Source organism: Massilia sp. LXY-6 (assembly GCF_051233485.1).
Classification (GTDB): domain Bacteria; phylum Pseudomonadota; class Gammaproteobacteria; order Burkholderiales; family Burkholderiaceae_D; genus Telluria.
Genome location: NZ_JBKFGF010000049.1, coordinates 1 through 23903 on the forward strand (window position 1 = coordinate 1; position 23903 = coordinate 23903).

Below are 23903 nucleotides of genomic sequence, written 5' to 3' on the forward strand. Positions count from 1 at the left end.
CGCTTGTCCGGCGCCCCGGCAGCCCCGTTTTCATTCCCGGAGTCCGAAGGCGCCTGCACCACCTCATCGAGCCGAAACGCCGCCACCGCCTGCGACAGGCTGAGCGCCTGTTGCTGCAGGGTGCGCGCGGCCATCGCGGCATCCTCGACCATCCGCGTGCCCTGCTGGTTCAGCTCGTCCATACGCACGATGGCCAGGTTCACGCCGACCAGGTTTTCGGCGCGCGCCGCGCTGGCGCAGCCGATGCGGTTGACGATGTCGCCGACTTCCTGCACCGAGCTGGCCAGGTCAGCCATGCTGGAACCGGCATCCAGCGCAATCCCGGTGCCGCCCTCGATCGCCGCCATCGCCTCGCGCGCCAGCGCACGCGCCTCGCGCGCGCCGGCCACCGCGGATCCGGCCAGCGCCCGCACTTCGCTGGCGGTCTGGGCGAAGCGCCAGGCCCGGGGGCCGCCCTGCGCCGCCTCGACCGCCGCGCCCAGGGCCAGGCTGCCCGCACGGCTGCAGGCGTCCTCGATGGACTCCCCGAGCTCGTCCATCCGCGTGGCCGTACGGCGCACGGATTCGAGCGTTGCCACCAGGCGGTGCACCACGCTGCCGCCCTGCTGGGCCGCGGCCGTGGCCGACTCGGCCAGCCGGTTCGCCTGGCGGGCCGAATCGGCGGTTTCCATCATCGTCGTGGCCAGGTCCTGCATCGAGGTCGCGGTCTGTTCCAGCGAGGCGCGCACCCCGGCGCGCGCCGGCAGGCCGGCCCGGCCGAGGGCGATCTCGCGCGAAGCCGAGCCGATCGAGCGCGCCGACTCCAGGATGGTGCGCAGCGACAGGTTCAGGTTGCGGATGCTGTCGTCCAGCGCGCGCGAAGTGGTGGCGATCTCGTCGTCGCCGTCGAGCCGGGCGCGCACCGTGAGGTCGCCGCTGGCCAGGCTGCTGGCGGCCGCCTCGATGGCCCCGATCTCTCCCAGCAGCGAGCGCCGCACCGCCATCGTGATCGCCAGCGAGCCCGCGATCGACAGCACGATCACGATCGGCATCAGGGTGGCAACGATCTTGAAGTCGCTCTCCGCCTCGTCGGATGCCTCCTCCGACATGGCCTGCTCGCGGCGCGCCAGTTCGGTCACGCGCTCGGCCACCACGCCGAAGGCGCGCTCCGCCTTGGCCATCGCGTTCGCGCTGATCGACTGGTCTTCCTGGGCGAGCTCGATCACGTCGCGCACCGCCGCCATATACAGCCGCCAGGCGGAGGCCGCCTGCTCGACGTAGCGCAGCTCGACCTCGCGATGCCGGGCCGGCGTTTCACGGGCCATGCGCGCCAGGCTGGCGAAACCGCGCTCGACGCCGGCCTGCTGCATCTGGACGTCGCGCACCAGCGGGTCCACGCGCGCGCGCGGAAAGCTGCCGCTGATCCATGTGAGGATCTGGTACGCTTGGGCGTTGGCACGCTGCGCGGATGCCACCAGATCGGAGGCGGCGCGCAAGTGGGCGGCGCGCTGCTGGACGACAATGTCGAGCGAGGCGTTCTGGCGCACCATCGCGACGTAGGCGCCGCAGGACAGGAGCACCAGCAGCACCAGCACGACGCCGGGCGCCAGCAGCAGCTTTGGGCCGATCCGCAGTCGGGCCAGCATGTCAGCGTGTTCCCGGATAAAAGGTATCAAGCGTCATGGTCTTCTCCCCTGTCAACGATGTCGCTCAGCCATCGGCTAGTTGGACGTGCATTGAGGCAATCTACGCTGTCCGGCACAATGACTCTTGTGTTGGCTCAAATCGGAAAGGATGTGCATGAAGCGTTCGAATGGGGCCGCGGCCCTGCTGTCGGCCCTGGTGTTCCCCGGCGTCGGCCAGTGGTACCTGGGCCGGCGCCGCTTGGCCCTGCTGTTCCTGCTGCCGGCGCTGGTGGCCGGCTTCGTCTACCTGAATTTCGCGTTGGAAGAGGCGAATGCGGTCGCCGGCCAGTTGCTGTCGGGCGCGGTACCGCTCGATCCGGCGGCGATCGCCGCCCGGGTGGAGGCGCAGCCGACGTCGTGGATCGTCACGCTGAGCGGCTGGGTGTTCGTGGTGTGCTGGGTGGGCAGCGTCGTCGAGACGCTGATGGGGAAGAAAACAGGATAGGCGGCGCACATGGTGGGCACGGGGTGCCCACCGTCACGCGTCGGCGATCAATCCAATTTGGCGGCGTGCTCGCGCGTCGCGTGGAACTGCAGCTTGGGCCAGCGTTCCTGGGTCAGGCGCAGGTTGACGCCGGAGGTGGCGAGGAAGGCCAGGTTGCCGGCCGCATCGTAGGCCACCTGGGGCGCCAGCGCCACTTCGAAGTCGGACAGCGCCTTCTTGTCGTCGCTGGAAACCCAGCGCGCGCTGCTGATGCTGGAGCCTTCGAACACGGCGTCGACGCTGTACTCGTTCAGCAGGCGGCTGGCGACCACCTCGAACTGCAGCACGCCGACCGCGCCCAGGATCAGGTCGCTGCCGATGACCGGCTTGAACACCTGCACGGCGCCCTCTTCACCCAACTGCTGCAAGCCCTTGTGGAGCTGCTTGGTCTTCAGCGGATTGCGGATCCGCACGGTGCGGAACAGCTCAGGCGCGAAGTACGGAATGCCGGTGAAGGTCAGCTGCTCGCCTTCCGAGAAGCTGTCGCCGATCTGCATGTTGCCGTGGTTCGGCAGGCCGATGATGTCGCCGGCATAGGCTTCCTCGACCTGTTCGCGGCTCGATGCCATGAAAGTCACCACCGACGACAGTTTCACTTCCCTGCCCAGGCGCAGGTGCTTGACCTTCATGCCCTTCTCGAAGCGGCCCGAGCACACGCGCAGGAAGGCGATGCGGTCGCGGTGGGCCGGGTCCATGTTCGCCTGGATCTTGAAGACGAAGCCGGAGAACGGCTCCTCGTCGGGCTTGACGGCGCGCACGGTGGCGTCGCGCTCGCGCGGGGCCGGGGCCCAGTCGATCAGGGCCGACAGGATCTCGCGCACGCCGAAGTTATTGATCGCGGAACCGAAGAACACCGGGGTCTGCACGCCCGACAGGAAGCGCTCCAGGTCGAACGGGTGCGAGGCGCCGTGCACCAGCTCGACCTCGAGCTTGAGCTGTTCGATCTCCATCGGGAACATCTCGGCCAGGCGCGGGTTGTCGATGCCCTTGATGATCTCGTAGTCGCCGTCGGCCTTTTCCTCGCCGGCCTTGAACAGCATGATCTCGTCCTTGATCAGGTGATACACGCCGCGGAAGTTCTTGCCCATGCCGATCGGCCAGGTCACCGGGGCGCACTCGATCTTCAGCACCGATTCCACTTCGTCGAGCAGCTCGAGCGGATCGCGGGTCTCGCGGTCCATCTTGTTCATGAAGGTGACGATCGGGGTGGCGCGCATGCGGCACACATCCAATAACTTGATCGTCTGCTCTTCCACGCCCTTGGCGGCGTCGATCACCATCAGGGCCGAGTCGACCGCGGTCAGCACGCGATAGGTGTCTTCCGAGAAGTCCTGGTGGCCCGGGGTGTCGAGCAGGTTGATCACGTGGTCGCGGAATTCGAACTGCATCACCGAGGACGCGACCGAAATGCCGCGCTGCTTCTCGATGTCCATCCAGTCGGAGGTCGCGTGGCGCCCGCTCTTGCGGCCCTTGACGGTGCCGGCCAGCTGGATCGCGCCCGAGAACAGCAGGAGCTTCTCGGTAAGCGTGGTCTTGCCGGCGTCGGGGTGGGAAATGATGCCGAAGGTGCGGCGGCGTCCGACCTCGCGCGCGATCTGCGTGGCGGATTTGGCCGAGGAGGCAACGAGGACATCGTCACCGGATTCCTCGGTATTGACTGCGGGAGTGCTTGCTGCGGTTTCGTTGGACATGGTCTCGCCTTCGCGGCGCTTGCATAAACCCTCGATTTTACCGAGTCTTGCCAGCCTTGTGTGAACTGCTTCGCGCGGCACCGGCGGCAAACGTGTTGCGCGACGGCATTATATCCGCATCAGATCGTTAAAAAACGCGGACAAATAGTTTATACTCGGCAATATTTCCCTATCTGGATAACCGAGGTCAGGCATGCGTATCCGTTCTTCCGCCTTGCCGCGCACCCGCGGCTTTACCCTCATCGAGCTGCTGGCCGTGCTCGCCATCATCGGCATCCTGGCCGCGATCGCCTTTCCCGCTTACGGCAGTTTCATGACCAAGGGCAATCGCGGCGCCGCCCAGGCCTACATGATGGACCTGGCCCATGCCGAAGCCCAGTATTTCGCCGACAGCCGCAGCTATACCGAAACGGTCAGCGCGCTGGGCGTGCCGGCGCCGGCGGCGCTGGCAGGCAAGTACACCATCAAGATCGAGGCCCCGGATGCGCTGCCGCCGAGCTTCACGATTAGCGCGACGCCGGTACCGGGCAGCATCCAGGCAAAAGAAGATATCCTGACACTGAATAATAGCGGCGCGCGCACGCCGGCCGGCAAATGGTAAGACCCGGCGACTCCTCGCGATATCGCGCGCCCAGGCCAGTGCCGGGCTTCACGCTGATCGAACTGCTGGTGGTGGTGGTGATCGTAGCCATCCTGGCATCGCTCGCCGCGCCCTCGTTTAGCGCCATGATCGCCAACCAGCGCACGCGCGCCGCCGGCACCGACCTGTACGCCGCCCTGACGCTGGCGCGCAGCGAAGCCATCAAGCGCAATCTCCCGGTCAGCCTGGTGCCGGTGTCGAGCGACAACTGGGCGGCCGGCTGGCGCATCCCGAATCCGACCGACAGCGGCCATCCGATCCTCGAACATGCCGCGCTGTCGAACGGCAGCGTCACCGGCCCGGCAGCGGTGGTCTACCTTGCCAGCGGCCGCGTCAGGGCCGACACCCGGCCCTCGTTCGAGGTCTCGTTCCCGCAGGCGGTGTCGCCGCGCTGCGTGCAGGTGGACCTGAGCGGCCGCGTGATGACGACCAGCGCCAAGTGCCCCGCGCCATGAAGATCGAACGCGCACGCGGCGTGACGCTCATCGAAGTGCTGGTCACCCTGGTGATCCTGGCGTTCGGCCTGCTCGGGATCGCCGCCTTCCAGGCCAAGGCCCAGGTCGGCTCGATCGAGGCCTACCAGCGCGCCCAGGCCGTGGTGCTGCTGCAGGACATGCGCGCGCGCCTGGCCAGCAATCCGCTGCATGCCGGCGACTACGTGACCGCCACGCCGCTGGGCACCGCCGATGCCCAGCCCGACGATTGCAGCGCCGCGCCGACGGCCGGCGCGAAGGACCTCTGCGAGTGGAGCCGGGCCTTGAAGGGTGCGGCACTCGCCGCCGGCGCCACCGCCGGAAGCGCGTCCAGCGCGGTGATCGGCGCGCGCGGCTGCATCGAGGAGCTGCAGGCCAGGGACGAGACTTCCGGGGTCTGCAAGCCCGGCCTCTACCGCGTCACCGTGGCCTGGCAGGGCCTGCACCCGACCAAGGCGCCGGCGCAGGCCTGCGGCCAGGGGAAGTACGGCAACGACGACACCAACCGCCGCGCGATCTCCGTCACGGTCGCGATCGGCGTACCGCGCTGCGGCTAGGAGTGGACATGACACCACAATCGCTTCCGCGCCGCCCCAGCGCGCAGGGCTTCTCGATCGCCGAACTGCTGGTGGCGCTCGCGATCGGCATGCTGATCCTGGCCGGGATGACGACCCTGTTCGTCCGCAACAGCCGTACCCAGACCGAGGTCGAGCGCGCCAACCGCCAGATCGAGAACGGCCGCTATGCGGTCCAGCTGCTCTCCACCGACCTGCGCAACGCCGGCTACTACGGCGAATTCGACCCGACCCCGCTGGCCGATCCGCCCGGCGTGCCCGACCCCTGCTCGCCGACCCTGCCGGCCCTGCGCGCCGCCCTGCCGCTGCACGTCCAGGGCTTTGCCCCCGGCGACGCCCTGCCCTCCTGCCTGACCGACGTCAAGCCAGGCACCGCCGTGCTGGTGGTGCGCCATACCCGCACCTGCGCAAGCGGCAACCCGGACTGCGACGCCGACGGCATCCAGGGTCCGCTGTTCCAGGCTTCGCTGTGCGACAACCTGAGCGAGCTCGGTTCGGGCGACCCGGCCAATTACTACGCCCTCGACACCGATCCTGCCAAGCTGACCCGGCACCAGCGCGACTGCACGGCGACAGCCGGCACCGGCACCGTGGCCATCGGCAGGCGCTTCCTCACCCATATCTATTTCGTGGCCAACAACGACCAGGCCGGCGACGGCATCGCCACCCTCAAGCGCGCCGAGCTGCGCGTGGTCAACGGCACGCTCCAATTCATCGCCGTGCCGCTGGTCGAGGGCATCGACGACCTGGAACTCGAATACGGCATCGACACCAACGGCGACGGCGTGGTCGACCAGTACACCGCAAGCCCCGGCGGCGCAGCCGGCTGGCGCAATGTCCTGACGGTACGGGTCTCGGTACTGGCGCGCAATCTCGACAAGGGCGGCAGCAACCAGCGCCACGCTTTCCAGTCGACGGTGCTGATGCCCAATCCCGCAGGAAGGAAGCAACCATGAAACCGGTCCGCCGCGAGCGGGGCCTGACGCTGGTCACGGCCCTCATCATGCTGATCCTGCTGACACTGCTGGCGCTGACCAGCTTCAACCTCGGCACCTCGACCCTGCAAATCGTCGGCAACATGCAGCAGCGTGAACAGTCCGTCGCCGCCGCCAACCAGGCGATCGAGGAAACCATCAGCTCGACGAATTTCTTCAACACGCCGGCTGCGGCGCTGCCGAACCCGGACGGCGCGCCGAACCAGCGCCTGGTCGATACCGACGGCGACGGCAAGGCCGACGTCAAGGTGACGATCAGCCCGCCGCCCTCCTGCGTGAAGGCGCAGGCCATCAAGAATTCCGATCTCAAGCTGGACGATGCGGAAGATGCCGGCTGCTCGGTCGGCGCCGCCCAGAACTTCGGCGTGGCCGGCGCCAACGACGGCAACTCGGACTGCGCCAACAGTGTCTGGGACGTGAGCGCCGTCGCCACCGACATGGCCACCAACGCCAGCGTCACGGTCACCCAGGGCGTGGCGGTACGGGTTGCCAAGGACGACATCGCCACGAACTGCCCCAAACCCGGAGCCAGCAAATGAAGCATCCCCTCATCCGCAGCCTCGCCGCCATCCTGTGCGTCCAGCTGGCCGGCACTCCCGTCATTGCCGCCGCGGACGACATCGACATCTTTACCGGCGCCTCCGCCGGCACGGCCATCAATCCGCGCATCCTGATCGTGCTGGACAATACCTCGAACTGGGCACGCCAGAGCCAGCAATGGCCGGGCGGCCTCCAGCAGGGCCAGTCCGAGGCGAGTGCGATCAGCAAGCTGCTCCTGACGCCGAACATGAACAGCTCGGTCAACCTGGGCTTGATGGAATTCGTGACCGGAGGTAATGCAAACGATAATGGCGGCTTCATCCGCTCGGCGATCCGCCCGCTGGACGACACCGCCAAGAAAAGTTTTACTGACAAGCTCAACACGATCTACGCCGGGGTCAATTCCCCCGACGAAAAGCGCAATTCCAACACGCCGTACGGCAACCTGATGTACGACGTGTACAACTACTTCGCGGGCGCGAACAGCTATTCGCCGGGCGGCGTCCTCGCCAGCATCGCCGACGGCGACGGCTATACCAGCCAGTACACGCAGTTCCGCTCGCCCCTGACGGCGGAAAACACCTGCGGCAAGAGTTTCGTCATCTTCATCGGCAACCCGAACGCCAGCGGCCCGGCCACCGACAGCGCCGCGAACACGGCCGCGCTCGCCAAACTCAGCGGCAGCGTCGACGCCAACGGCAACCCGGTTCCCGTGAAGCAGCTCGGCCTGCCGAACTTCACGACCCAGAACGTCACGAATACCGCCAACGTCGGAGTGACCGCGGCCTGCTATCCGGACGCGCTCGCGGCCCAGGGCGGCCTGGGGCAGTTTGCCCAGCAATGCTCGACGTTCACGGAAGGCTGCGCGATCGGCGCCCAGACCGCCAACGTAGCCCCGATCGCCTGCCCCGCCGGCAGCCTGGCCTACACGGTGACGCAGTCGGTCTACCATCCGGCCACGACCACGCCCGGCCAGCCGGTCCAGGGCACGATCACCAGCTCGACCGGCACCACGACCGGCTACTACGCGTCGGCGGACAAGGTGCCCGCCAGCGACCACGGCAACCTGACCTGTCCGGCCAGCACCACGTCCACCAGCGCTACCACCACGACGACCACCACCTACAGCTGCACCTACACGGTCGGCGCCCCGGTCGGGGCGGCCACGCCGGTGGCCACCCAGGCCTACGCCAAACAGGATCCCTACGGCAGCGGCGCGGGCTGCTACCTGGGCGTCGGTACCGGCACTAACTACTGGAATCCGTCCACGACGACGGATTTCGGTAGCCTGAGCTGCCCGGCCAACAGCAGCTGCACCTATTCGGGCGAGCTGTCCAGCAACAGCGGCAGCTGCACCGGCAAGGGCTACCGCCAGGTGCTGGTAACCCAAAGCGCGGTGCCGAGCCGCCAGTACACCCTGACCCAGACCGTCACTCCGGTCTCGATCAGCAATAACACGACCCCGGCCTACACGAGCACGGCGGTGCTGGGCAAAACTTCGCAGTGCTACGCCAGCCAGCCGGCCACGACCGACGACTACGCGGCATCCTGCGGCGGCGCGAACGTCAGCTGCACCTACAGCGCGCCGACCAGTACCACCCTGCCCTCGTGCCCGCCGGGCACCAGCGCCTACAAGGTGGACGGCAAGAACATCGAGCTGACCGACGTCCCCACCGGCACCACCACGGTCGACAGCGCCCCGCTGAACGCCGACGAGTGGGCGCGCCTGCTGCACGACCGCGGCGTACCGGTGGCCGGCTCAAGCGTGCGCCCGTCGGTGACCACCTATACGATCGACGTCTACAACAAGCAGCCGAACGCGACCCAGACCGCGCTCCTGATGAGCATGGCCAAGGCCGGCGGCGGCAAGTATTTCGCCGCGAAGAACGAACAGGCGATCCTCGACGCCCTCAAGCAGATCATTATCGAGATCCAGGCCGTCAACACGACCTTCGCCTCGACCAGCCTGCCGGTGAATGCGACCAACCGCTCGCAGAACGAAAATCAGGTCTTCATCGGCATGTTCCGTCCGGACCCGGACGCGCGCCCGCGCTGGTTCGGCAACCTCAAGCGTTACCAGCTGATCGCTTCCGGCGCGAATGTCGAGCTGGGCGACGTCAATGGCAAGAGCGCCGTCAATCCGCTAACCGGCTTCGTCACCCCTTGCGCGACAAGTTACTGGACCAAGGATTCGGGCAGCTACTGGAGCGGGCTGGGCATCAATCCCGATCCGGTCGGGACCTGCGCCGGGATGTCGCAGAGTCCCTATTCGGACGCTCCGGACGGCCCGCAGGTCGAGAAAGGCGGCGCCGCCCAGCTGCTGCGCCAGGGGACTACCGGCGCGGGCCGGCGCGTGCTGACCCAATCGGGTACTTCGCTGGTCGATTTCACCGCCGCCAGCAGCGGCCTGAGCGACGCCCTGGCGCGTTTCATCCAGGGCGAAGACATGAACCAGGAAAAGGACGGCGCCGGCACCGTCCGGCCGTCGGTCCATGGCGACGTCATCCACTCGCGCCCGCTTCCTGTGAACTATGGCGACAAGGTCGGGGTGCGTGTGTTCTACGGGGCCAACGACGGTGCCCTGCACGCGGTCAACGCCGATACCGGTGTCGAAAGCTGGGCCTTCGTAGCGCCGGAGTTCTTCCCGCGCCTGGCCCGCCTGAAGGACAACAGTCCGCTGGTGAGCTACCCGAACGTACCGGCCGGGGTCACGCCTAGCCCGCTGCCGAAGGACTACTACTTCGACGGATCGATCGGCGTGTTCCAGAACGCCAACAATTCCAGCGTCTGGATCTTCCCGACCATGCGACGCGGCGGGCGGATGCTGTACGGCATCGACGTCAGCAATCCGGACAGCCCGGCGTTCAAGTGGAAGGCGGGCTGCCCCAACCTCGGCGACGACAACGGCTGCACGGCCGGCATGTCCGGCATCGGCCAGACCTGGTCGACCCCGAACGTCGCCTTCATCAACGGTTATTCCAAGGACAAGCCGGTGCTGGTCGTCGGCGGCGGCTACGACGGCTGCGAAGACGCCGACACGGCCTCGCCGGCGTGCGGCGGCCGCAAGGGCGGCTTCGTGTATGTGCTGGACGCCGGCACCGGCGCCCTGCTGCGCGCTTTCGCCACCGAACGCGCGGTCGCCGCCGACGTGGCGATGGTCGACACCGACAACGATGGTTCGCCGGACTACGCCTATGCCGTGGATACCGGCGGCAACATCTACCGGATCGATTTCGCGGGCGTCTCCAGCTCCCGCCTGGCATTGGCGCCTGACGCCTGGACCCAGCGCAAGGTCGCGTTCACCGCCGGCGCCGGCCGCAAGTTCCTGTTCGCGCCGGCCCTGCTGGCGGCGCCGGGCAAGGTCTACGTGGCGGTGGGCAGCGGCGACCGCGAGCACCCCTTGCAGTCGCAATACCCCTACAACGGCGTCATGAACCGCTTCTACGTCTACATGGACGACCTGACGGCGGCGGCCAGCACGCCGGCGCTGGACCTCGATACCCTGCTCGACTATTCCGGCGATACCAACTGCACCACCGCCCAGGTGCTGCCGAATTCGATGCTCAAGGGCTGGTACATGAACCTGAACCGCTACGGCAAGGGCGAACAGGTGGTGACCTCGGCGCTGATCGCAAGCGGCATGGCGACGTTCAGCACGAACCGTCCGGTCCCGCCCGATGCCGCCTCGTGCTCGACCTCGCTCGGCGAGGCACGCGGCTACTGGGTCAACCTGTTCAATGCCTCCGGCGCAATCAACGTTGCCGGCATCTGCAGCGGGACCCGCTCCTCCACCTTCGTGGGCGGCGGCCTGCCGCCATCGCCGGTCAAGGCCAGCGGCGTTCCGGTCAGCGGCAAGTCGATCTCGGTGGTCATCGGCGCGGTGCAGAAAGGCAGTGCCGAGGCCACCGGCGCGAGCGCTTCGATCGCCCCGCAGCGCGTGCGCCCGGCCATCACCTCGAAGCGCAAGCGCGTCTACAACTACACTTCGGGCGACTAAGCTCGCCGCTTGTCTTGGCGGTACCCCGGTCTGTCGGCCGGGGCCGCATCCGCTCTCGCGTCGCCGTCCGACATCTGCCGTCCATACACCGCCACTCAACGACCAATTCCCGTTTCCTCTGGTAAACAAAAAATCGTTTTTCTGGTGTTTCCCTCTAGTAGGACTGCACTGACAAAACATCATGCACAGGGACTACATGGGGGCGACGGCTAATCTTATGTTCGGAAGGAGACTATGGCTTTAATGTACACACATCGCGATGAGGAAACCCATCCAAGCAATCGCCCCCCACGATGTACGTGATGTAAGTCAGAGATAACGAGGACAATATGAATAACGCTCAACTTGGTGTTGCCGCCCAGAAAGCCCAGCCGGTCAGCCAGATTCCCGCTTCCGGCGAGGAGTTCAAAGTGGCGTCCCGTCCGGTCGTCAGCTACAGCGGCACCCAGCAAAATGAGTTACTCGCGGCCCTGCCGCGCCAAGACCTGGAAACCCTGTTTGAGCATCTGGAACTGGTTCCCCTGCCGTTCGGCAAGGAACTGTTCGAATACGGCAGCAAACTCGAATACGTCTACTTCCCCACCACCGCCATCGTCTCCCTGCTGTACGTGATGGAAGACGGCGCCACCACCGAAATCGCGGTGGTCGGCCATGAAGGCGCGGTCGGCGTTTCCCTGTTCATGGGCGAACGCGCCACCTGCAGCGCTGTGGTCCAGAGCGCCGGCTATGGCTACCGCCTGAAGACCCAGTTCCTGCGCGACGCCTTCAACAAGGGCGGCGCCCTGCCCCAGCTGCTGATGCGCTACACCAACGCGCTGTTCGCCCAGATGGCCCAGAATGCCGTCGGCGGCCGCCACAGCTCGATCGAGCAGAAACTGTGCCGCTGGCTGCTGGACCGCCTGGACCGTTCGGCCAGCAACGAACTGAAAGTCACCCAGGAACTGATCTCGATCATGCTGGGCGTGCGCCGTGAAAGCATCACCGCAGCCGCCGGCAAGCTGCAGGACGAAGGCCTGATCCAGTACCGCCGCGGCAACATCACCGTGCTGAACCGCCAGGGCCTGGAAGACTACGCCGGCGAATGCTATAAGGTCGCTAAAAGCGAGTATGACCGTCTGCTGATGGACGTGGCACGCGCATGACCGGCGCCCCGCCGCCGAGCGCCATGGGCGCGTCGGCGGCCGGCGCGGACAGTTTTTCCCGCATTTCTTCCTGCGCTTGTTCTTGATTGGGCAGCGTTTCAGCACCGATCTCCATCGCCGGTACCGGCACCCAGGCCTGCACGCTGGTCCCCACTCCGTTCACCCCACGTTCCACCTTCAGGGTTCCGCCCAGCAGCAGCGCGCGTTCGCGCATGCCCAGCAGGCCGTGCGACTTCGGCCGCCGCATTGCGTCCGGCGGAATGCCGACGCCGTCGTCGCTGACTTCCAGTGCCAGCCCGCCGCCCTCGCGCGCCAGGTGCACCACCACGTGGCGCGCCTGGGCGTACTTGGCGGCGTTGTTAAGCGCTTCCTGGGCGATACGGAACAGCGCGATCGCCTGCATCGGACCGGCGCTGTCGGCTTCGCCCTCGACCAAGGCCTCGCAATCGAGACGGGTGGCGCGTGCGAAATCTTCGCAATAGCTCTGCAGCGCGGCCGCCAGGCCCATATTGTCCAGCAGGCTGGGGCGCAAGTCTTCGATGATGCGGCGCTTCAGCTGCAGCGTCTCGTGCAGGGTCGCGCGCGCGCAGCCGAGGGCCGCCGCATGCTCCGGATGCGAATCCTTGAGCTGCTCGCCGACGCTCGACAAGACCATGCCGATCGCGGTCAGGTTGGCGCCCATCTCGTCGTGCAGCTCGCGCGCCAGGTGCGCCTTTTCCTCTTCCGACAGGCTGATCAGGTGGCGCGACAGCACCGACAGCTGTTCGGTGCGGTCCGCTACGAGGGTTTCAAGATGGTCATTGCTGTGTTGCAGAGCGCGCTCGGCAGCCAGTCGCAGCCGGAAACCGCGGCGGATCAGGTTATAGAACAGCACCAGTACCGCGATCGCGGCGAAGTTGATGCCCACGCCCAGCAGCGCTGTGCGGCGGTACTGGTCGTAGAAGGCGGCACTGCGCGCGGCCAGCAGTTCGTTCTGCTCCCCCGTCATCACCACGACCTGCAGGCGGATTTCGTCCATGCGAACCTGGTCTTCCTGGGCGCGGGAGATCGCCACGATGTCGTCCAGGCCGCCGTGACGGTAAACCCCGAGTGCCTCGTTCATCAGGCCGATGCGGCGCCGCACCAGGGTCTGCAGCTGGGCCAGGTTCTTCAGCTGGGAAGGATTGTCGGCGAGCAGGTCCTTGAGCGTGGCGAACTGCCCGTCCAGCTCGCGCTCGGCGGTGCGCAAGGGGCCGAGATAGGTGTCCGAGCCGGACAGGAAATACCCGCGCAGGCCGCTGTCGGCATCGGTCACGAGCAGGTTCACATATTGCAGCCTGGACGAGACGCGGTCGGCCTGGGCCTGCTTTGTGTTGCTCGTTTTCAGGCTGTCGAGGTTGCGCACCAGGCTGACGCCATTCAGCACCAGGATGAGCACGCATATCGCGCACAGCAGAGTTTGGTAAAACGGAAGGCTGCGGCCCGGCCGGGGCCCAGGGTCATTGCTGAAATACATCCTGGAACCTTCCTTTCACGCATCAAAGAATGACCGCGCGATTATAAACCGGGAAAAGTTGCCTTGCAGTTTCAGTCAGGCTGGCGTGCGGAGGGGATGGTCGGACGACGCGGCAGGCGCGCCGTCCGTACTGCGAACGCTGCTCAGTCGAGCAGGTTGTTCTTCATGGCGTAATAGGTCAGGTCGCTGTTCGACTGCAGGCCCATCTTTTCCATGATGCGGGTGCGGTAGGTCGACACCGTCTTGATCGACAGCGACAGCGCATTGCCGATGTCGGACACGGTCGCGCCCTTGGCCAGGCGCAGGAAGACCTGGAACTCCCGGTCCGACAGCTCCGTGTGCAGGGCCGTGTTCGGGTCGCGATCGAAGCTCTGGGCCAGCAGTTCGCCGACCTGGGAGCTGACGTAGCGGCGGCCCTGGTAGACGGTACGCACGGCGGTCTTGAGCTCGTCGGCGTCGCACTCCTTGTTCAGGTAGCCGTTCGCGCCCATCTTGAACAGGTTGAGCGCATACTGCTGGGCCGGATAACCCGACAGGATCAGGACCGGCAGGTTCGGCTGGCCCTGGCGGATGGTGCGCAGGATATCGATGCCGCTCTGGTCGGGCATCGCAATATCCAATAGCAGCACGTCGCAAATCTCACGACGTGCGATGTCGAGGGCTTCGCGCCCGGTCGCGCCTTCGGCGACGACTTCGAAGTCGCCGGAGGACGAGAAAATCTGCTTGAAACCTGCTCGAACTATCTGGTGATCGTCACAAATGGCAACGCGTATCATTGTCTTCCCTTAGATTTTTCCTGAGGCAGGAAAGAGCCGAGGCTGACACCCCACACCCCTTACGGTCATGCGTTTGAGTCAGCAAAATAAGCAAGTGACATTCTAGCACCTCCTAGGTGCAGAACAACAGGAGCACGAATGCTTGAGCCCGACTCTGGAACGATGACCGGATCAGGCTGCCGGCGGTCCGTGCTTCAGGATGGCGAGGATGGCATGCAATTCCTCGCGCAACAGCTCCGGTGCGATGGTCGGCTCCGGCGGCGCGGGAGGCACCGGCGGTGCCGCATCGACTTCCTCGACGTGCCCGCCGCGGCCATCGAGGCGGTTGCGGGCGCCGCTGATCGTGAATCCCTGCTCATACAATAGCTCGCGAATCCGCCGGATCAACAGCACTTCGTGGTGCTGGTAATAACGACGGTTTCCTCGGCGTTTGACTGGCTTTAGCTGGGTAAATTCCTGCTCCCAGTAGCGCAGCACATGGGGCTTGACCCCGCACAATTCACTGACTTCCCCGATCGTGAAATAACGCTTGGCCGGAATCGGCGGCAATACGGTCAGTTCCATCTTGTTGGGTCGATCGTTCATTGGCTTGTTGGCTACCTACTCAGGCTGCCCGCGCCAGCGAGGCGTTGTCGGAGCCGGCCGGATTGGCCTCCTCGACCATGCTCTTGAGTTTCTGGCTGGCGTGGAAAGTCACGACGCGGCGCGCCGTGATGGGAATCTCTTCCCCGGTTTTCGGATTGCGGCCAGGACGCTGCGGCTTGTCGCGCAACTGGAAATTGCCGAAGCCGGACAGCTTGACCGCCTCGCCGCGCTCGAGCGCGTTGCGGATCTCGTCGAAGAAGGTCTCGACCATGTCCTTGGCTTCGCGCTTGTTCAGGCCAACCTGCTCGAACAGCAGCTCGGCCAGCTCCGCCTTGGTCAGGGTCGGCAACTCCTTTTCCGCTTCCTGCCGTACCCGATGAGCGGCCAGCGCCTGCTCGAGTACGATGGAATCTAAGTCGTTGTTGTTAATTTTAAGCCCTACCTTCAAGTTCTGGATGGGGCCCCGGATTTCCCGGGCCCCGTTAGGCACGTAGCCCTTATTCAGGCGCGCAGTCTGGCGCCGTATTGTTGTTGCGCTGCCTGTGCAAGCGCGGCCATGATGGCCTCGACCGCATCGTCCTGCAACGTCGATTGAGTATCTTGCAAGCTAAAGCGGAAAGCAAGGCTTTTTTCATCTTGCTCCAAACCCTTGCCGCGATATTCATCAAACAAAACAACGGCTTGCACGAGTTTGCCGTTCGCGTTCGTCGCCAGCTCGGCCTTGAAAGCGTCGATCAGCGCCTGGGCCGGCAGGTCCTGTTTCACGACCAGCGCGAGGTCGCGGGTGGCGCCCGGGAACTTCGAGATGTCGCTGTAGCTCGGCACGATGCGCTCGCGCAGGGCCTCGGCGTCCACCTCGAACAGCACCGGCGCCTGCGGCAGGTCGTACTTCTGCAGCCAGCGCGGATGCAGTTCACCGATGAAGCCGATCACCTTGCCGTCCAGCTCGACCTGGGCCGAACGGCCCGGGTGCAGCGCCGGATGCTCGAGCTTGGCGAAGCGCAGGCTGCGCGGCGCGAACAGCGCTTCGAGGTCGCCCTTGACGTCGAAGTAGTCGACCGAACGGGTCGGCATGCCCCACTGCTCGTCGAAGGCCGGACCGTAGGCCATCGCGGCGACACGCTTGGGCTGGTCGAAGCCGGCGATCGACAGCGGGCCATCCTGGGCATCGGGATTGCGGTGGAACACGGCGCCGACCTCGAACACGCGCACGCGGCCGGCCTTGCGGTTGAGGTTGTAGCGCACGTTGGCGATCAGGCTGCCGATCAGGTTCGAGCGCATGACGCTCATCTGGCTGGCGATCGGGTTCTGCAGGCGGATCGGTTGGTCGTTGGCGGCGAAGTCGGTTTCCCACTGGCTTTCCACGAAGCTCATGTTGACCACTTCCTGGTAGCCGAGATCGGCCAACTGGTGGCGAATGGCAAATAAGGAGCGCGTGTTTTCCGGCTCGATCAGCATCGCGGACGGGGCCACGGGCGGGAGCGCCGGGATGTTCTCGAAACCGTAGACGCGCGCGACCTCCTCGATCAGGTCTTCCTCGATCTCGATGTCGAAGCGGTAGGACGGCGCGGACACCGTGAAGCGGCCCGGCTCGCGCGTGAACGGTAGCTGCAGGCGGGTGAAGATATCGGCGACGGTGTCGTCGTCGATCGCCACCCCGATCACCTTTTGCGCGCGCGCGGTACGCAGCACCACGGGCTGGCGCTGCGGCAAGTTGACGACCTGGTCGTCGACCGGGCCGACTTTGGTTTCCGGGGTGCCGCAGATCTCGACGATCAGCGAGGTGATGCGCTCGATGCGCTCGACCGTGCCGGCATAGTCGACCCCGCGCTCGAAGCGGTGCGCCGCATCGGTCGAGAAGTTGAAGCGGCGCGCGCGGCCCTGGATCGCGCCCGGCCACCAGAATGCGGCCTCCAGGTAGATGTCGGTGGTGTCCAGCGTGACGGCGGTGGAATCGCCGCCCATGATGCCGGCCAGCGATTCGATCTCTTTTTCATCGGCGATCACGCCGACCCACTCGTCGACCTCGACGGTGTTGCCGTTCAGCAGCTTGAGCGATTCGCCTTTCCGGCCCCAGCGCACGTCGATGCCGCCATGGATCCTCGCCAGGTCGAACACGTGCGAGGGCTGGCCGGTTTCCAGCATCACGTAGTTGGAGATGTCGACCAGGGCCGACACCGAGCGCTGGCCGCTGCGTTCGAGGCGGCGCTTCATCCACTCGGGCGTGGCGGCGCGCGCGTTCAGGCCGCGGATCACGCGGCCGGTAAAGCGGCCGCACAGGTCGGGTGCCGACACGGTCGCCGGCAGGACCTCGTCGGTGGTGACGGGGACGATGCGCTGGGCCGGGAAGCTCAGCGGCGCACCGGTCAGAGCCGACACTTCGCGCGCCACGCCCAGCACCGACAGGCAGTCCGCCTTGTTCGGGGTCAGCTTGATGGTGAACTTCTGGTCGTTCAAGCCGAGATAGTCGCGGATGTTCTGGCCGACCGGCGCATCTTCCGGCAGTTCCATCAGGCCGCTGCTTTCTTCCGAGATCTTCAGTTCCTTGGCCGAGCACATCATGCCCTGCGACTCCACGCCGCGCAGCTTGCCGACCTTGATTTCGAAAGGCTTGCCATCGGCGCCCGGCGGCAGTACGGCGCCGGCCATGGCACAAATCGCCTTCATGCCGGCGCGCACGTTCGGGGCGCCGCAGACGATGTTCAGGAGCGTGCCGGTGCCGGCATCGACTTGGCACACGTTCAGGCGGTCGGCGTTCGGGTGCTTGGCCACTTCCTTGACTTCGGCGACCACGACGTTCGAGAACGGCGGCGCGACCGGGTCCACCTCTTCGACTTCGAGGCCGGACATGGTGAGCAGGTGGGCCAGTTCATCCGACGTCATCTTCGGATCGACCATGGAACGGAGCCAGTTTTCGGAGAATTGCATAATCTTAGCCTTGTTCTTCTTAATTGAATTGCTTCAGGAAGCGCAGGTCGCCCTCGTAGAAGAGGCGCAGGTCATTGATCCCGTAGCGCAGCATGGTCAGGCGCTCGAGGCCGGAGCCGAACGCGAAGCCGATGAATTTTTCCGGGTCCAGGCCGAAGTTGCGCACCACCAGCGGGTGCACCTGCCCGGCGCCCGAGACTTCCAGCCAGCGGCCCTTCAGCGGACCGGAGCCGAAGGCGATGTCGATCTCGGCCGACGGTTCGGTGAACGGGAAGTAGGACGGACGGAAGCGCACCTGCAGGTCGTCGGTCTCGAAGAAGGCCTTCACGAAGTTCAGGTAGACGCCCTTCAGGTCGGCAAAGCTGATGTCTTCGCCGATCCACAGGCCTTCGACCTGGTGGAACATCGGCGAGTGGGTCGCATCGCTGTCGACGCGGTAGGTGCGGCCCGGCGCGATCACCTTGATCGGCGGGGTATGGGTGCGGGCGTAGCGCACCTGCATCGGGCTGGTGTGGGTGCGCAGCAGCAGCGGCTTGCCCTGGCTGTCGTTCCCTTCGATGTAGAAGGTGTCCTGCATCGAACGCGCCGGGTGGTTTTCCGGGCTGTTCAGCGCGGTGAAATTGGTCCAGTCGGTCTCGATCTCGGGGCCGTCGGCCACGTCGAAACCGATCGAGCGGAAGATCTGTTCGACCCGCTCCCAGGTCCGCATGACCGGATGGATGCCGCCCGTCGAGCGGCCGCGGCCCGGCAGGGTAACGTCGATGCTCTCCGCGTTCAGGCGCGCCATCAGCTGGACATTCGCCAGGTCCTCGCGGCGGGCCGTCAACGCCTGTTCGATTTTTTCTTTGGCGGCGTTGATCAGGGCGCCCTGGGCCTTGCGCTGTTCCGGTTCGAGCTTGCCGAGGCCCTTCATCATGTCGGTCACCTGGCCGGTCTTGCCCAGGTATTTCGCTTTTGCGTTTTCCAGCGCGGCAGCGTCTTGCGCGGCACCAAAGTCAGCCTGTGCCGAGACGACCAGTTCTTCCAGCGCGAGGTTTGCGAGTTCCATGCTTGTTCTTTTCCTGTTTTGGTAGGCGGGGAACGCCAGAATCAAAAACGGGGCATCGGTCCTTCAACCTTTGCCCCGTCCTTTATGCGCCAGCGGCATTCACCGCGGCGCTGTACAACTGTTCGCTATGCTGAAATCAGGCAGCCAGCGTGGTCTTGACGGTGTTCACGATAGCGGCAAATGCCGGCTTGTCGTTCACAGCCATGTCGGCCAGGACTTTGCGGTCCAGTTCAATCGCGGCTTTCTTCAGGCCGTTCATGAATGCGCTGTAGGTCATGCCGTGCGAACGCGAAGCTGCGTTGATACGGGTGATCCACAGTGCGCGGAAGACGCGCTTCTTGTTGCGGCGGTCGCGGTATGCGTACTGGCCAGCGCGCATGACTGCTTGCTTGGCAATACGGAATACTTTGCTGCGACGGCCACGATAGCCTTTGGCAAGTTCAAGAACCTTCTTGTGACGGGCACGTGCAGTAACCCCACGTTTTACTCGAGGCATATTCGCTCCTTAGTGTGAGATTAAACAGCAGACGGCATCATGCGGTAGACGCTCTGGACGTCCGACGCATTGATGTTGCGGGTGCCACGCAGCTGGCGCTTGTTCTTGGTGGTCTTCTTGGTCAGGATGTGACGCTTGAACGCCATACCCGATTTGACGGTACCACCCGGACGCACGCGAAAACGCTTTTTCGCGGAGCTTTTGGTTTTCATTTTCGGCATAGTCTTCTGCCCTTTAAAGGCAGCCTCATATGTAACAGGATTGCAGGTGGCAGCAACGCTGCTCTTGGATGCCTGCTTTCACTTGTTTCTGCAGCAGAAGCGAGTCCACTACAGTATTGCATTCTCGCATCATTACGATACGAGAACCGCAGATTCTAGCATAGGTTTGCGTGTTGGTGGGCACGACGTGCCCACGCGCCATCGCCAAACGGCATAGGCCAGGCCCGGACACAGGCGAACCTGGGTCCGGGCCTGGCCCGGCCTGACTGTCACGGCGAGAATGAAGCGCGTGACGCTGATGAAGAATTACTTCTTCTTCTTCGGCGCCACGATCATGATCATCTGGCGGCCTTCCATCTTCGGGAACTGCTCGATTTGGCCATACGGCTCGAGATCGCCGCGCAGGCGTTCCAGCATGCGCGCACCGATGTCCTGGTGGGCCATCTCACGACCACGGAAACGCAGCGTGATCTTGGTCTTGTCGCCCTCTTCCAGGAACTTGACCAGGTTACGCAGCTTGATGGTGTAGTCACCCTCGTCCGTACCCGGTCGGAATTTGACTTCCTTGACCTGGATGATCTTCTGCTTCAGCTTCGCTTCGTGCGCTTTCTTCTGTTCCGAGTACTTGAACTTGCCGTAGTCCATCAGGCGGCAGACGGGCGGGACCGCGTTTGGCGCGATCTCCACCAGGTCCACGTTCGCTTCCTCGGCCATACGGAATGCGTCAGCCAGGCTTACGATGCCCAGCGGCTCATTGTCCACGCCATTCAGGCGCATTTCCGGATGGGTGATTTCGCCATTGATGCGATGTGACGACTTGTCAGTAGCTATGGTGTTTCCTTTTAAAGTTAATAGTTCGGGCCGTCTCAAGGCGTATTACGCCTTGGTTGCTACCTCTCCGAGGAGGCGCTCCAGCAGCGCGTCGACGGACATGACGCCCAGGTCGACATTGCCGCGTGCGCGAACGGCCACAGTGTTGGCATCCCGCTCTTTATCGCCGACAACTAAGATGTACGGCAGTTTTTGGACGGAATGCTCCCGGATTTTATAGGTAATCTTCTCGTTCCGCAAATCAGCGTGAACGCGCAGTCCAGCCGCCTTCAGGCGCGCCTCCACTTCTTTCACGTAGGAAGCTTGCGCATCAGAAATATTCAAGACAGCAAGCTGAACCGGGGCCAGCCACAGCGGCAGTGCGCCGGCGTAGTTCTCGATCAGAATGCCGATGAAGCGCTCCATCGAACCCACGATCGCGCGGTGAAGCATCACCGGCACCTTGCGGGTATTGTCTTCGGCAACATACTCGGCGCCGAGGCGGCCCGGCATCGAGAAGTCGACCTGCATGGTGCCGACCTGCCACGGACGGCCCAGGCTGTCTTTCAGGTGGTACTCGATCTTCGGGCCGTAGAAGGCGCCCTCGCCCGGCAGCTCGGTCCACTCCACGCCGCAGCCGCGCAGGGCCGAACGCAGGGCTTCCTCGGCCTGGTCCCAGACCTCGTCGGAGCCGATGCGGTTTTCCGGACGCAGGGCGATCTTGACGTCGATGTTCTCGAAACCGAAGTCCTCGTATACCTTCATCGCCTGGGCGTGGAAGGCAACCACTTCGGGAGCGATCTGCTCTTCGGTGCAGAACACGTGGCCGTCGTCCTGAGTAAAGCCGCGCACCCGCATCAGGCCGTGCAGCGCGCCCGAGGATTCGTTGCGATGGCACTGGCCGAACTCGCCGTAGCGCAGCGGCAGGTCGCGGTAGGAACGCAGGCCGGCGTTATAGATCTGCACGTGGCCCGGGCAGTTCATCGGCTTGAGCGCGTAGGTGCGGTTTTCCGACTCGGTCGTGAACATGTTTTCACGATAATTATCCCAGTGGCCGGTCTTCTGCCACAGGGTGACGTCGATGATCTGCGGCGCCTTCACCTCGTTGTAGCCGGTGGTCTGGTAGGTCTTGCGCATGTACTGCTCGATCTGCTGCCAGATGGTCCAGCCTTTCGGGTGCCAGAAGATCAGGCCCGGGGCTTCGTCCTGGAAGTGGAACAGGTCCAGCTGCTTGCCGAGCTTCCTGTGGTCGCGCTTCTCGGCTTCTTCCAGCATGTGCAGGTACTGCTCCTGCTCTTCCTTTTTGGCCCAGGCGGTGCCGTAGACGCGCTGCAGCATCTCGTTCTTGGAGTCGCCGCGCCAGTAGGCGCCGGCCAGCTTCATCAGCTTGAACACCTTCAGCTTGCCGGTCGACGGCACGTGCGGGCCGCGGCACAGGTCGGTGAAGCCGCCTTCCGAGTACAGCGACACGTCCTCGCTCGCCGGGATCGAGGCGATGATCTCGGCCTTGTAGTTTTCGCCGATCGACTTGAAGTAGGCCACCGCCTCGTCGCGCGGCAGGACCTTGCGGGTCACCGGCTCGTCCTTCTTGGCCAGCTCGGCCATTTTCTTCTCGATCGCGGCCAGGTCGTCCGGGGTAAACGGGCGCTTGTACGAGAAATCGTAGTAGAAGCCGTTGTCGATGACCGGGCCGATCGTGACCTGGGCTTCCGGGAACAGTTCCTTGACGGCGTAGGCCAGCAGGTGCGCGGTCGAGTGGCGGATGACGTCCAGGCCTTCCGGATCCTTGTCGGTGACGATGGCCAGGTCGGCATCGTTCTCGATCAGGAAGGAGGTATCGACCACCTTGCCGTCGACCTTGCCGGCCAGGGCGGCCTTGGCGAGGCTCGGGGCGATACTCTGGGCCACCTGGGCCACGGTCACCGGGCCTTCGAATTGACGGCTGGAGCCGTCCGGAAGTCGCACATTCAGCATCTTGATCTCCTCTTCGGCGCCAGTCGCGCCCGCAAAATTAGCAAATGAGTTAGTAAAATTGAAATGGAAAGTATTGGGGCGAAAAAAAACGCGCACCAGGCGCGTTTTATCAGTGTTGTCGAGTTTCTTGAGACAAAAGATCACCGTACCGCGTCTAGCGATTCCCCCACAACATCGTTGTAGTTCGCGGTGTCATAACCGTCGGTGCCTTTCTCGCTCTTACCTAAGTATTCTGGTGGGCGGTGCAGAATTCGAATCTGCGACCCCTTGGATGTCGACCAAGTATTCTAACCAGCTGAACTAACCGCCCGTGTCCGACCATTATAGGGGCTATGCTGCAGATGCGCAAGGAGTCACACGACAAGTCCTCCCTCCCTTATACTCGCGCCTGTTTCCACCGACCATGTTGACCATGTCCGACCACTCCCCTTCCTCCGCCCACCTGCACGCCCACCTCGACGGCGACGCCCGCCACGGCCACGTGATCGAGGGCCGCAGCCAGGCCGCGATGGGGCTGGCGCTGTGCCTGACCCTGCTGTTCGCGCTGATCGAAGCCGTCACCGGCTATTTCTCGAATTCGCTGGCCCTGATCTCGGACGCGGGCCACATGGTCACCGATGCCGCCGCCCTCGGCCTGGCGCTCATGGCCCAGTTGATCGCGCGGCGCCCGCCATCGAGCCGCCACTCCTTCGGTTTCGTGCGTGCCGAGGCGTTGGCGGCCTTCGTGAACAGCCTGGCGATGCTGCTGCTGGTCGCCTGGATCGTCTACGAGGCGGCGCAGCGCCTGCTCAAGCCCGAGGCCGTGCAGGGCGGCACCGTGTTCGTGGTCGCGGCGATCGGCGCCTGCATCAACATCCTGGTGGCGTGGGTGCTGTCGCGGGGCGAGCAGAGCATCAACACGCGCGCCGCCCTGGTCAACGTGCTGGGCGACCTGCTCGGCTCGGTGGCCGCGATCGCCGCCGGCGCCATCATCCATTTCACGGGCTGGGTACGGATCGACCCGATCCTCTCGATCTTCGTGTCGCTGCTGATCCTGAAATCGACCGTCGGCGTACTGCGCGAGTCCTACCACTTCCTGATGGAGGGCGTGCCGCACCAGATCGACTACCTCGGCGTCGGCGCCGACCTGGCCGCGGTTCCGGGCGTGCTGTCGGTGCATGACCTGCACGTGTGGGACATGTCGCCGGGCGAGCCGGCCCTGATCGGCCACCTCGAAATCGCCGACCTGAACGCCTGGCCGGAGGTGCTGCGCGCCGTCAAGGACATGCTGCTCGACAAACACGGCATCGACCACGTGACCCTGCAGCCGGAGCCGCACAGCGCCCACTGATCAGCATGTCAGCGGCTTCCGACCCGGCTGCGGGGCGCA

Annotated in this window: 21 protein-coding genes and 1 tRNA gene; 9 read left to right on the forward strand and 13 right to left on the reverse strand. The window is 64.8% G+C overall.

What is annotated here, in order from left to right; translation table 11 throughout:
• Positions 1–1625 (reverse strand): methyl-accepting chemotaxis protein (locus ACI48D_RS20745; RefSeq protein ID WP_435573149.1); only part of this gene is annotated, 1625 nt, incomplete at its 3' end.
• A 154-nt stretch (positions 1626–1779) separates the two neighbouring features.
• Here ACI48D_RS20745 and ACI48D_RS20750 point away from each other — a divergent pair.
• Complete coding sequence (locus ACI48D_RS20750) at positions 1780–2109, forward strand: hypothetical protein (protein WP_435573150.1); 330 nt, start codon at positions 1780–1782, stop codon at positions 2107–2109.
• Between the two features lie 47 nt (positions 2110–2156).
• Here ACI48D_RS20750 and ACI48D_RS20755 read toward each other — a convergent pair whose 3' ends face one another.
• Complete coding sequence (locus ACI48D_RS20755) at positions 2157–3839, reverse strand: peptide chain release factor 3 (protein WP_435573151.1); 1683 nt, start codon at positions 3837–3839, stop codon at positions 2157–2159.
• 193 nt (positions 3840–4032) lie between these two features.
• Between ACI48D_RS20755 and ACI48D_RS20760 the strand changes: the two genes are divergently transcribed.
• From ACI48D_RS20760 to ACI48D_RS20790, 7 genes are all read left to right on the forward strand, one after another.
• A complete protein-coding gene (locus ACI48D_RS20760) occupies positions 4033–4440 on the forward strand; it encodes a type IV pilin protein (protein ID WP_435573152.1) in 408 nt (135 codons plus the stop codon).
• A gap of 38 nt (positions 4441–4478) precedes the next feature.
• On the forward strand, positions 4479–4934 hold the full coding sequence (locus tag ACI48D_RS20765; RefSeq protein ID WP_435573153.1) for a GspH/FimT family pseudopilin: 456 nt from the start codon (positions 4479–4481) through the stop codon (positions 4932–4934).
• Entirely contained in the window at positions 4931–5509 is a 579-nt protein-coding gene (pilV, locus tag ACI48D_RS20770; protein ID WP_435573154.1) for a type IV pilus modification protein PilV, read from the forward strand. Before ACI48D_RS20765 ends, pilV begins: the two co-directional genes overlap by 4 nt.
• 8 nt (positions 5510–5517) lie before the next feature.
• Complete coding sequence (locus ACI48D_RS20775) at positions 5518–6483, forward strand: PilW family protein (RefSeq protein ID WP_435573155.1); 966 nt, start codon at positions 5518–5520, stop codon at positions 6481–6483.
• On the forward strand, positions 6480–7061 hold the full coding sequence (locus ACI48D_RS20780; protein WP_435573156.1) for a hypothetical protein: 582 nt from the start codon (positions 6480–6482) through the stop codon (positions 7059–7061). The genes ACI48D_RS20775 and ACI48D_RS20780 overlap by 4 nt, the downstream gene beginning before the upstream one ends.
• A complete protein-coding gene (locus ACI48D_RS20785; RefSeq protein WP_435573157.1) occupies positions 7058–11059 on the forward strand; it encodes a pilus assembly protein in 4002 nt (1333 codons plus the stop codon). Before ACI48D_RS20780 ends, ACI48D_RS20785 begins: the two co-directional genes overlap by 4 nt.
• A gap of 329 nt (positions 11060–11388) precedes the next feature.
• Positions 11389–12201 carry a Crp/Fnr family transcriptional regulator gene (locus ACI48D_RS20790; RefSeq protein ID WP_435573158.1) on the forward strand — a complete coding sequence of 271 codons (813 nt, stop codon included), beginning with the start codon at positions 11389–11391 and terminating at the stop codon, positions 12199–12201.
• On the opposite strand, the gene ACI48D_RS20795 is transcribed toward ACI48D_RS20790, so the two are convergent.
• The 11 genes from ACI48D_RS20795 to ACI48D_RS20845 form a co-directional block, all read right to left on the reverse strand.
• A complete protein-coding gene (locus ACI48D_RS20795; RefSeq protein WP_435573159.1) occupies positions 12155–13618 on the reverse strand; it encodes a CHASE3 domain-containing protein in 1464 nt (487 codons plus the stop codon). The two genes, ACI48D_RS20790 and ACI48D_RS20795, sit on opposite strands and share 47 nt — an antisense overlap.
• A 221-nt stretch (positions 13619–13839) precedes the next feature.
• Positions 13840–14472 (reverse strand): response regulator, encoded by a 633-nt coding sequence (locus ACI48D_RS20800; RefSeq protein ID WP_141837548.1) that lies wholly within the window; start codon positions 14470–14472, stop codon positions 13840–13842.
• Positions 14473–14643: 171 nt separating this feature from the next.
• Complete coding sequence (locus ACI48D_RS20805) at positions 14644–15057, reverse strand: MerR family transcriptional regulator (protein WP_435573160.1); 414 nt, start codon at positions 15055–15057, stop codon at positions 14644–14646.
• Positions 15058–15076: 19 nt separating this feature from the next.
• Entirely contained in the window at positions 15077–15445 is a 369-nt protein-coding gene (locus ACI48D_RS20810; protein ID WP_435573182.1) for an integration host factor subunit alpha, read from the reverse strand.
• 113 nt (positions 15446–15558) lie between these two features.
• Positions 15559–17985: a phenylalanine--tRNA ligase subunit beta gene (gene pheT / locus ACI48D_RS20815; RefSeq protein WP_435573161.1), complete on the reverse strand. Its 2427-nt coding sequence runs from the start codon at positions 17983–17985 to the stop codon at positions 15559–15561.
• 19 nt (positions 17986–18004) lie between these two features.
• Positions 18005–19033, reverse strand: coding sequence for a phenylalanine--tRNA ligase subunit alpha (gene pheS / locus ACI48D_RS20820; protein WP_435573162.1), 1029 nt, complete (start codon positions 19031–19033; stop codon positions 18005–18007).
• A gap of 136 nt (positions 19034–19169) precedes the next feature.
• Complete coding sequence (gene rplT / locus ACI48D_RS20825; RefSeq protein WP_435573163.1) at positions 19170–19529, reverse strand: 50S ribosomal protein L20; 360 nt, start codon at positions 19527–19529, stop codon at positions 19170–19172.
• Between the two features lie 20 nt (positions 19530–19549).
• Entirely contained in the window at positions 19550–19750 is a 201-nt protein-coding gene (gene rpmI / locus ACI48D_RS20830) for a 50S ribosomal protein L35 (protein ID WP_036228503.1), read from the reverse strand.
• A gap of 306 nt (positions 19751–20056) precedes the next feature.
• Positions 20057–20581 (reverse strand): translation initiation factor IF-3, encoded by a 525-nt coding sequence (gene infC / locus ACI48D_RS20835; protein WP_435573183.1) that lies wholly within the window; start codon positions 20579–20581, stop codon positions 20057–20059.
• Between the two features lie 45 nt (positions 20582–20626).
• Positions 20627–22534, reverse strand: coding sequence for a threonine--tRNA ligase (gene thrS / locus ACI48D_RS20840; RefSeq protein ID WP_435573164.1), 1908 nt, complete (start codon positions 22532–22534; stop codon positions 20627–20629).
• A gap of 233 nt (positions 22535–22767) precedes the next feature.
• Positions 22768–22844, reverse strand: a tRNA-Val gene (locus ACI48D_RS20845).
• A 102-nt stretch (positions 22845–22946) separates the two neighbouring features.
• Here ACI48D_RS20845 and ACI48D_RS20850 point away from each other — a divergent pair.
• On the forward strand, positions 22947–23864 hold the full coding sequence (locus ACI48D_RS20850) for a cation diffusion facilitator family transporter (protein ID WP_435573165.1): 918 nt from the start codon (positions 22947–22949) through the stop codon (positions 23862–23864).
• Positions 23865–23903 lie beyond the last annotated feature (39 nt).

What these genes read in the sequence shown, in the direction of transcription:
- ACI48D_RS20750 (WP_435573150.1), top strand. Translation starts at nt 1,780, where the DNA reads ATGAAGCGTTCGAATGGGGCCGCGGCCCTGCTGTCGGCCCTGGTGTTC.
- ACI48D_RS20755 (WP_435573151.1), bottom strand. Translation starts at nt 3,839, where the DNA reads ATGTCCAACGAAACCGCAGCAAGCACTCCCGCAGTCAATACCGAGGAA.
- ACI48D_RS20760 (WP_435573152.1), top strand. Translation starts at nt 4,033, where the DNA reads ATGCGTATCCGTTCTTCCGCCTTGCCGCGCACCCGCGGCTTTACCCTC.
- pilV (WP_435573154.1), top strand. Translation starts at nt 4,931, where the DNA reads ATGAAGATCGAACGCGCACGCGGCGTGACGCTCATCGAAGTGCTGGTC.
- ACI48D_RS20775 (WP_435573155.1), top strand. Translation starts at nt 5,518, where the DNA reads ATGACACCACAATCGCTTCCGCGCCGCCCCAGCGCGCAGGGCTTCTCG.
- ACI48D_RS20780 (WP_435573156.1), top strand. Translation starts at nt 6,480, where the DNA reads ATGAAACCGGTCCGCCGCGAGCGGGGCCTGACGCTGGTCACGGCCCTC.
- ACI48D_RS20785 (WP_435573157.1), top strand. Translation starts at nt 7,058, where the DNA reads ATGAAGCATCCCCTCATCCGCAGCCTCGCCGCCATCCTGTGCGTCCAG.
- ACI48D_RS20790 (WP_435573158.1), top strand. Translation starts at nt 11,389, where the DNA reads ATGAATAACGCTCAACTTGGTGTTGCCGCCCAGAAAGCCCAGCCGGTC.
- ACI48D_RS20800 (WP_141837548.1), bottom strand. Translation starts at nt 14,472, where the DNA reads ATGATACGCGTTGCCATTTGTGACGATCACCAGATAGTTCGAGCAGGT.
- ACI48D_RS20805 (WP_435573160.1), bottom strand. Translation starts at nt 15,057, where the DNA reads ATGAACGATCGACCCAACAAGATGGAACTGACCGTATTGCCGCCGATT.
- pheT (WP_435573161.1), bottom strand. Translation starts at nt 17,985, where the DNA reads ATGCAATTCTCCGAAAACTGGCTCCGTTCCATGGTCGATCCGAAGATG.
- pheS (WP_435573162.1), bottom strand. Translation starts at nt 19,033, where the DNA reads ATGGAACTCGCAAACCTCGCGCTGGAAGAACTGGTCGTCTCGGCACAG.
- rplT (WP_435573163.1), bottom strand. Translation starts at nt 19,529, where the DNA reads ATGCCTCGAGTAAAACGTGGGGTTACTGCACGTGCCCGTCACAAGAAG.
- rpmI (WP_036228503.1), bottom strand. Translation starts at nt 19,750, where the DNA reads ATGCCGAAAATGAAAACCAAAAGCTCCGCGAAAAAGCGTTTTCGCGTG.
- thrS (WP_435573164.1), bottom strand. Translation starts at nt 22,534, where the DNA reads ATGCTGAATGTGCGACTTCCGGACGGCTCCAGCCGTCAATTCGAAGGC.
- ACI48D_RS20850 (WP_435573165.1), top strand. Translation starts at nt 22,947, where the DNA reads ATGTCCGACCACTCCCCTTCCTCCGCCCACCTGCACGCCCACCTCGAC.